This is a genomic window from Sphaerisporangium sp. NPDC049003 (assembly GCF_043197795.1).
In the GTDB taxonomy this organism is placed as follows: Bacteria; Actinomycetota; Actinomycetes; order Streptosporangiales; family Streptosporangiaceae; genus Sphaerisporangium.
Genome location: NZ_JBICTU010000067.1, coordinates 1 through 7,840, shown reverse-complemented (window position 1 = coordinate 7,840; position 7,840 = coordinate 1). Strand labels below are relative to the sequence as shown.

Genomic DNA, 7,840 nt, shown 5'->3' with positions numbered 1-7,840 from the left:
CCTTTCCATCTGTGGCGGCTTGGCATTTCCTTACCTGCGTAGCCGTATGTTTATGAACGAACCCCATCAAAACCTCAACTCGCCGGGGCCCTGGGGTCAGTGGGGATCGGATCCTACGCCACGGGGGCGGATGCCGTGCTGTTTCGTGTGCTCGGACCTCTTTCGGTCAGCGATCACGACGGAAATCTCATCGACATTTCAAGGAGGAAGAACCGAGGTCTTCTGGCGCTTCTCCTGCTCCACGCGAACGTCGCCGTATCCCAGTCCTATCTGGTCGAGCACCTGTGGGACGGCCGCCCTCCGAAGTCCGCCGACAGCAACCTCAAGACCTACATATTCCAATTACGGCGCCTGCTCTCGTCCACTCACCTGCCGGAACCGCGAATCGTGACGTCGAGGAACGGCTACGCGCTCACGGTGGGGCACGAGGACCTCGATGCGGCGGCGTTCGATCTCCTCGTCGCGGAAGGCCGCCGACGACTTGCCGACGGCGACCCGAGACAAGCGTACGAGCTTCTGGAGAAGGCTCTGGGACTCTGGCGTGGGGACCCTCTTCACGGGATCGACCTGGCCGGAGACCTGGCCCCGTGGGCCGGGCGGTTACGGGAAGAACATGTGTCGGCCACGGAGGACTTCTTCGACGTGAAGTTAAGGCTGGGCCGCAATTGGGAATTGATCGGCCGGCTCCGCGCGTGGACTTCCGCGCACACGTTGCGGGAACGCCCTCATGGACAATTGATGCTCGCCCTCCACCGTTCGGGCAGGCATGCCGAGGCGTTGGACGTCTATCGAAACCTAAGACACGCGCTGGTGACGCATGTCGGCACGGAGCCGGGGGCCGATGTGCGGGACCTGCATCAGCGAATTCTCCGGGACGATCCGGCGTTGCTGCCGGAGAACGGGAACCGGGAGTTCTGGCGATCGCCTCGTGACCTCGCTCACGACTCCTACCATCGGTGTGCGAGACGATGACCCGGCGGCAAGCTGACCCGGAGCGCAGGCCCTCCGGGGGCCGAGCACCGGGGCGGCGCGGCAGCGATCGGCCCCGACCTCTCACAGCCAGAGCCGAAGTCTGCCGATCGTCCTACCCCGCCGACTACGGACCGAAGACGCCCCTTGTGGTCGGTGCCGCACGGATGTGAGGGCTTAGGCTCGGGCGACATGCGACGGCTGGCGCTCTTCGACCTGGATGACACTTTGATCGACCTGCGGGCCGCGTTTCGCTTATGGGCAGCGGAGTTCACTGCGGACTACCGCCTCGAGAACGAGGCGGCCGACTGATCGCCTTGGATCGGGCCGGGCTGGCGCACCGTGGAGAGTTCTTCGCCCACGTGCGTCAGCATTTCGCCCTGCGGGTCGAGGCGGCGGCGCTGTGGGCAGACTACCGACGGCGTATGCCACATGTGGTGACCTGTACTCCCGAGGTGCTGGCCAGTCTCGCAGGCTTGCGGGTGGACGGGTAGCGGGTGGGGATCGTCACTAACGGAACTGCGGACAATCAGCTCGGAAAGATCAAGTGCAGCGGGTTGGCTGAGGTGGTCGATGGATGGGCATGCTCGGCCTCTGAGGGGATCCGCAAACCGGATCGACGGCTGTTTTAGATCGCTGCGGGCCGGTGCGGGGCTTCCCTGGCCGATGGTGGGTGGATGGTCGGTGACAGCCTGGTCAAGGACGTGGGCGGTGGCCGCGCGGCTGGACTGCGTACGGTGTGGGTCAACCCCGATGGGCTGGTCGCGGACGGCGCGCAAGCCGATCACGAGGCCAAGCATGTCACAGAGGCTGTGACGCTGCTGGCGCGCCTGGATTGAGCGGTCGCTTGACGGACTATGAGTGGCAAAGGCGCTCCTCTCGTGGCCGATGGCGCGCACGGCGGCGCCGGCCGCGACCGGCCGGAGAGCCGCAGCGCGGGCGGCGACCGCCAGGCGCGCGGCGGGCCGCGAAGCGGACCGCCTTAAACCAGTAAAGAAAATCTGAGCCCACTACACGCGCAGAGCGACGTGGCCGCCTGTCTGGCCGATGTCGCCGGTGATCGCTGAGGCCTCGAAGCGATCGCCGGGTGCTTCGATCTCGGTGAATTCAAGTGGCCGGCCGTCGTAGCTGAGGGTGACGCGTCTGATGATCAGGAGGGGTGTTCCTACCGGCTCCATGGACAGGTCAGCGTACGTGTCGCCGTAGGGCATGCGGGTGTAGACCGAGGTGGCCCAGCGGAGGGGACCGTGGTTGGCCTCCAGGTGGGCGTAGTAGTTGTCCGACTCGACGTGCAGGTCTATGTCTCGGTCGGCGCCTTCGCCTTTCACTGTGCCGATGTGGTCTGCGATGACGTAAGAGTCCAGGTGTATGCGGTGACGAGTCTTGGCGTGCTGCCAGTAGGCGTAGCGGTAGACCACAACCCGGCCGCGGCGAATGCCCAGGACTTCGGCGTCTTCGCCTTCGGCGGTCATGGGAGCTGGTTGGTTGTGGGGCAGCTTGTTACCGCGTTCGATGTCACTGGGCACGGTGACGTGTTCCCAGCCTTGTGCGGCGGGGTCGTAGGCAGGGCTGAGTAGGTCTTCTGCTGGTGAGCTACCGAAGGTGATCAATCGACGGTCAGGTCGGGCTCGAACGAAGGTTCCTCGTCCATGGGCGACGGTGAGCAGGCCTTCGCTGACGAGTTGCGCGATGGCTTTGCGGATGGTGGGTCGTGAGGTGGCGTACTCGTCCGCCATGAAAGCTTCGCCGGGGAGTGCCTGTCCGGGCTGGTAGTGGCCTTGCAAGATGTCGGTTCGCAGGAAGCCGGTGATCTCCCGCCATCGGGCGGTGCCCTTCTCCTCGATCATTCGCTCTCCCGTCCTTCATTCCCTCTTTACAAGACGTAGCACGTGTTGGCTACCATGTCGATGTAGGCCCAGACGTAGCACGTGTCCGGGCATGTCGGAACTGAGGCGAAGGAGGTCCCCATGAATGAGAAGGAGGAAGACCGACCCACCGCCAGCCAGCACCCGGAATGGCTGGTCGATCTCACAGACGTGATCAACGCGTCCGGCTACGAGCGATGGCGCGCGATGGTCGCCGCAACCGGCGGGTGCGCCAACCCAGTACATCTGGCCGGCGAGTCGCACATCGTCGCTACGGCTACCGGTGAGGTCCTGCACTCCTACCGAACCGCTGACGAACCCTCAGGGCATCTGCTGGTTCCCTGCGGCAACCGGCGCGCCTCGGTCTGTGCGGCCTGCTCGGAGCTCTATCGGGCCGACACCTTCCAGCTGATCCGCGCGGGCCTGTCCGGCGGTAAGGGCATCCCTGAGCAGGTCAGTATGCATCCTCGGGTGTTCCTGACCTTGACCGCCCCCTCCTTCGGTCCGGTCCACAGCCGGCGCGAGCACAACGGAACGGCGCGGCCCTGCCGGCCGCGTGCTCGCTGCAGGGTTTGTGAGCACGGGCAGCCAGTCGGCTGCCACATACGGCATGAGCCCCAGGATGCCGAGCTCGGGCAACCGATCTGCGAGGGGTGTTACGACTATGTGGGCGCGGTGCTGTGGCAGGCGCACGCGGGCGTGTTGTGGCATCGGTTCACTCTCGAAGTGCGGCGGGAGTTGGCCAAGCAGGCGGGGATGAGCCGCCGGGCGTTCGGCAAGCTGGTCCAGGTCTCCTTCGCCAAGGTCGCCGAGTATCAGCGGCGCGGCCTGGTCCACTTTCACGCCGTCGTCCGGCTGGATGGTCCCGAGGGCGGCACCGACCTTCCCCCGGACTGGGCCGATCACGCCCTCTTGGTGGGGGCCATCCCGGCGGCGGTCCGGCGCGTGGAGGTGACCTCTGCCAAGAGCGAGCTTGGCCGGCGGCGGCTGGTCTGGGGCGATCAGCTCGACATCCGGCCCATCCTCCTCAGCGCCTCGCTGGACGGGGTGAGCGAGCAAGCGGTGGCCGGTTACATTTCCAAGTACGCCACCAAGGGTGCTGAGGCGTCGGGCGCCGTCGATCATCGTCTGTCCTGCTCGGTCTGCCGAGGCAAAGGTCGGCTCGGTCCGGCTGCCTCGTGCACGCGCTGTCAGGGCACCGGGCTGAAGCCTGGCCTTCTGTTGGATCTGCTTCCGGTGACCGAGCATGCCCGGCGCATGATCCGCACGTGCTGGGAGCTGGGCGCACGGTCGGAGTTCGCGCATCTTAGGTTGCGTCCTTGGGCACACATGCTGGGGTTTCGCGGTCACTTCGCCACCAAGTCGCGCCGCTACTCCACCACCATGGGCGCTCTCCGGCAGGCACGCGCCGACCACCGTGCCGCCGAAGCGCGCGACCGCAATGGGCTTCCCGCACTCGGGGACGGTTCAACGCTCGTGCTCGGGCACTGGCGATTTGCCGGAAGCGGCCACTCCCCCGGTGAAGCCATCTTGGCCGAGGAGATCCGGCACGGCGTCCAGACCGCCCGCACGATCACCACCCAGCGGGCGGCCGAATGATGCGAGCCGACCGAAGCGACGGCAAGCGGCTCTATCGCGTCAGCGACGCCATGCACCTGCTCAGCATGAGCCGCACCGTGATCTACGAGCAGATCAGGACCGGGCGGCTTCGCTCCGTCACCCAAGGCCGTACCCGGCTAATCCCCGCCTCGGCCATCTCCGACTACATCGCACTCCTCGAACAGGAAGCGAGGGCAGCATCATGACCGCACGACGCAGCCGCGGAGATGGCGGCCTGCACTGGGACGAGGCGCGTCAACGCTGGATCGCGACCGCCAGCCTCGGCTTCGACGCACGGGGCAAGCGGATCACGAAGAAGGCCAGCGGCAAGACCAAGACCGAAGCCAAGGAGAAGCTCAAGGAGATCATTCGCGATCACGAGGACGGGCTTGCGTCGGTCCCGGCCGGTTACACCATGGCAGAGGCAGTGAAGTACTGGCTCACCTATGGCCTGAGCGGTCGCGCAGGCACAACGATCGAGATGTACACGACGTACGCGCAGACTCACATCATTCCGGAGTTAGGCGCACGGAAGCTCCGGGAGTTGACTGCCGAGGACGTGGACAAGTGGCTCGCCCCGAAGTCGTCGACGCTCAGCACACGGTCACTCAAGATCCTCCATGGGATCATGAACCGTGCCGTGAGCAATGCTCAGAAGCGCGACAAGGTACGCCGTAACGTGGTCGCGCTCTGCGAGGTCCCGGAAGGGCGGGCCGGTCGACCGTCCAAGGCACTCACTCTCGACCAGGCGGAAGCCGTGCTGACGGCGGCTGAGGGAACGTCCATTCATGCCTACCTCGTGCTGTCCCTGCTCATCGGCGCTCGCACCGAGGAGCTACGGGCGCTCACCTGGTCACATGTGGACCTGGACGGCAAGCCCGACGTCACTCCCGCCATACCACCGCACATCATGGTGTGGCGCTCCGTACGTCTCAGCGGCGACACCAAGACCAGGAAGTCCCGTCGCACCCTGGCGATGCCCGCTCGCTGCGTGGACGCGCTCCGCGCGCATAAAGAGCGTCAGGAGATCGCCCGACAGGCGGCGGGCGGCAAATGGCGGGAGAACGATCTCGTGTTCGCCTCGCAGGTCGGCACGGAGCTGGACGCGCACAACGTACGACGTGTCTTCCGGAAGGTGATCGAGAAAGCGGGGCTCAACCCGCAGGAGTGGACGCCGCGCGAGACGCGGCACAGCTTCGTTTCTCTGCTCTCCGACTCCGGCATTCCATTGGAGAACATCTCGCGCCTGGTCGGCCACAGCAGCACCCTCGTGACCGAGACGGTCTATCGGAAGCAGCTCCGACCGGTGATGCAGGAAGGGGCGACGGCCATGGACCTGATCTTTCCCCGTCGTGCCTCTGAGGGTTAGTCACTCAGTTAGACACTCACACCCCGTTCCGAAGATCAGGGACGGGGTGTTTTGGCTGGTGGGCGCTACTGGGTTCGAACCAGTGACCCCTCGCTTGTAAGGAGCCATGATCGCCTCGACGGCCCTCCGACCTGCGGCGCGCAACCTCTGGCCAGCCACAACCAACCATCCCCCACACGAGCTAATGGCACGCTAATGGCACGGTGATCATGGGGATGGCCTGGGCCCCAACGGTCCTGAATGGCACGCAGTGGCACGCGCTCAGGCATGCCGATGGCACGTAGATCGCCCTGGTGTCGGCGCACGAACCCAATCCGCATTAGCAGCTCGGATCTTGGGCGTCCAGAGTGGTTCAAGCTGGACCAACGCGCCCGGCGGGTCCTCCTGGAATGGCCACGAATGGCGGTGAACCGCAACCCAAACTGCAACCCGAACGGGGGTCCTCACCAGCGCGGACGCGCACATCTCCCCCGCCTGATCATCCCGTCTGCCTCGACCCACCGCGAAGCGGCAGCGGGCCAGCGACGGAGGCACAAGCCCGTCTTCGCGTGTACGTCCACCGGCCGCCGTTCCTCGACCATAGGACGCCAACGGCCACAGACGGGCTTGTGCCGGAGGAGTCGGCCTGCTGGGCTCGCCTGGGTCGCGGCAGACGGGATGATCAGGCCCCACCTCAGCCACCTACGGCCGTGCGGTCCCGCACCGCCCCTCATCCCGGAGCCGAGTGCCCCCGCCGGAGGCAACATTCTTCCAGCCCAAGCCCTGAGTTTAAACCAATGAGCTATCGCTCCCAGGTGAACCTATGCCGCTCAGGCCGCGGGGGCTTTCACGTAGATTTTAGGAACCCACTCTCGGGCCCGCCTCAGCAAGGCACGATAGGGTTCGTAGTTCTCGATTCGCTGCCCGAGCTTTGACGGCTCTGCTCCGGTCTGTAGCAGTAAAGCGGAGGTTAGGACCCAATAGAGCGTCTTCAAAAGGATCACCTGCTCCTGGAATTCCTCGTCATCAGGCCCTTCCCCTCGACGTGGAGCCTGATGAGCGAAGCCATTGCGCACGGCCTTAATGCGACTTTCCCAAACTCCTGTGGTGTCGAGTTCCTCTTCTTCCTGGCCTTTAGCCGCCAGACCAGCCGCTTGTGGCACCGTCTCGCGAGTTAGATCCGTAAGGTAACGCAACCTCTCGGCGTAGGAAGGCTCATCGATGTGCATTAGCGCCTCGCTGACGCGCTTCTGCCATTCCTCCGGAACCGCCTGCCTAGCCTGCCTCCTGAACTTGTCCTTCTCCTTGCGGGTCATCACTTGATCGGTCGGCCGGAGTCGACGGTGCAACCCTTCTGCGGCAATGGCCATCTCTAGGAGTCGACTGGGCAAAGGACGCTCGCGCGCGGTGATGGTCTCTGTCACCAGAGCCGGGATCGGGGATAGATCTGCTGCGACCTCCAGCCATCTCGCTACTTGATCGAGCGTGAGCTGATCACGAGTGAGATAGATTTGGTGCGCTTCAAGAAGATTGCCGCTGCTCTCCCTAAGCAGCGGATGCACTACATCCACCCATTCCTCGTCTCCGTCCCGATAGAGCTTGAGCTCAACAGGCGGACAGGGAACCCCAATTGCCATGGTGAGCAGTTCGGTCACCGGCGTAACGAATCGGCGCCACCACTCGTCTACAGTGAGCCCAACGGGCTCGGTAAGCCGTAGTTCGACTGATCGCTTGAACCCGGCTCCAACAATTGTCGGATGCTGGAGATTGATTACCTCGTCAAGAAAGAGTTCCCTGCCATCCCCCAGCACGGCGGATGATTGTTCGTGTCTTTCGTAGCGAGCGGTGATCTGGTCCCAGTCGTCTGTAAGCGTCATAGCAATACCGGGGAGATGCGCCCATGAGTCGAGGTGATCCACCCGGAGCCGCGCCATAGTGAAAGTTGCATCGGCACCCACCTGGTGCCAGGGCCCCGGCGAGTTGAGGTTTTGATGGGGTTCGTTCATAAACATACGGCTACGCAGGTAAGGAAATGCCAAGCCGCCACAGATGGAAAGGC

Annotated in this window: 7 protein-coding genes; 5 read left to right on the top strand and 2 right to left on the bottom strand. The window is 64.5% G+C overall.

Annotated elements, in window-relative coordinates:
- The first annotated feature begins 135 nt into the window (after positions 1-135).
- Together ACGFIV_RS36115 and ACGFIV_RS36110 are read left to right on the top strand one after the other, a co-directional pair.
- On the top strand, positions 136-972 hold the full coding sequence (locus ACGFIV_RS36115) for a BTAD domain-containing putative transcriptional regulator (RefSeq protein WP_392839569.1): 837 nt from the start codon (positions 136-138) through the stop codon (positions 970-972).
- 674 nt (positions 973-1,646) lie between these two features.
- On the top strand, positions 1,647-1,808 hold the full coding sequence (locus ACGFIV_RS36110; protein WP_392839567.1) for an HAD hydrolase-like protein: 162 nt from the start codon (positions 1,647-1,649) through the stop codon (positions 1,806-1,808).
- 171 nt (positions 1,809-1,979) lie between these two features.
- On the opposite strand, the gene ACGFIV_RS36105 is transcribed toward ACGFIV_RS36110, so the two are convergent.
- Positions 1,980-2,816, bottom strand: a complete 837-nt coding sequence (locus ACGFIV_RS36105; RefSeq protein ID WP_392839565.1) for a GntR family transcriptional regulator — start codon at positions 2,814-2,816, stop codon at positions 1,980-1,982.
- Between the two features lie 120 nt (positions 2,817-2,936).
- Between ACGFIV_RS36105 and ACGFIV_RS36100 the strand changes: the two genes are divergently transcribed.
- The 3 genes from ACGFIV_RS36100 to ACGFIV_RS36090 are packed head-to-tail and all read left to right on the top strand — an operon-like array spanning position 2,937 to position 5,802.
- Positions 2,937-4,433, top strand: a complete 1,497-nt coding sequence (locus tag ACGFIV_RS36100) for a replication initiator (protein ID WP_392839563.1) — start codon at positions 2,937-2,939, stop codon at positions 4,431-4,433.
- Positions 4,433-4,639, top strand: coding sequence for a helix-turn-helix domain-containing protein (locus ACGFIV_RS36095; RefSeq protein ID WP_392839561.1), 207 nt, complete (start codon positions 4,433-4,435; stop codon positions 4,637-4,639). Before ACGFIV_RS36100 ends, ACGFIV_RS36095 begins: the two co-directional genes overlap by 1 nt.
- Positions 4,636-5,802: a tyrosine-type recombinase/integrase gene (locus ACGFIV_RS36090; protein WP_392839559.1), complete on the top strand. Its 1,167-nt coding sequence runs from the start codon at positions 4,636-4,638 to the stop codon at positions 5,800-5,802. The genes ACGFIV_RS36095 and ACGFIV_RS36090 overlap by 4 nt, the downstream gene beginning before the upstream one ends.
- 809 nt (positions 5,803-6,611) lie before the next feature.
- On the opposite strand, the gene ACGFIV_RS36085 is transcribed toward ACGFIV_RS36090, so the two are convergent.
- The coding region (locus ACGFIV_RS36085; RefSeq protein WP_392839557.1) for a HEPN domain-containing protein at positions 6,612-7,840 on the bottom strand (1,229 nt) is incomplete at its 5' end.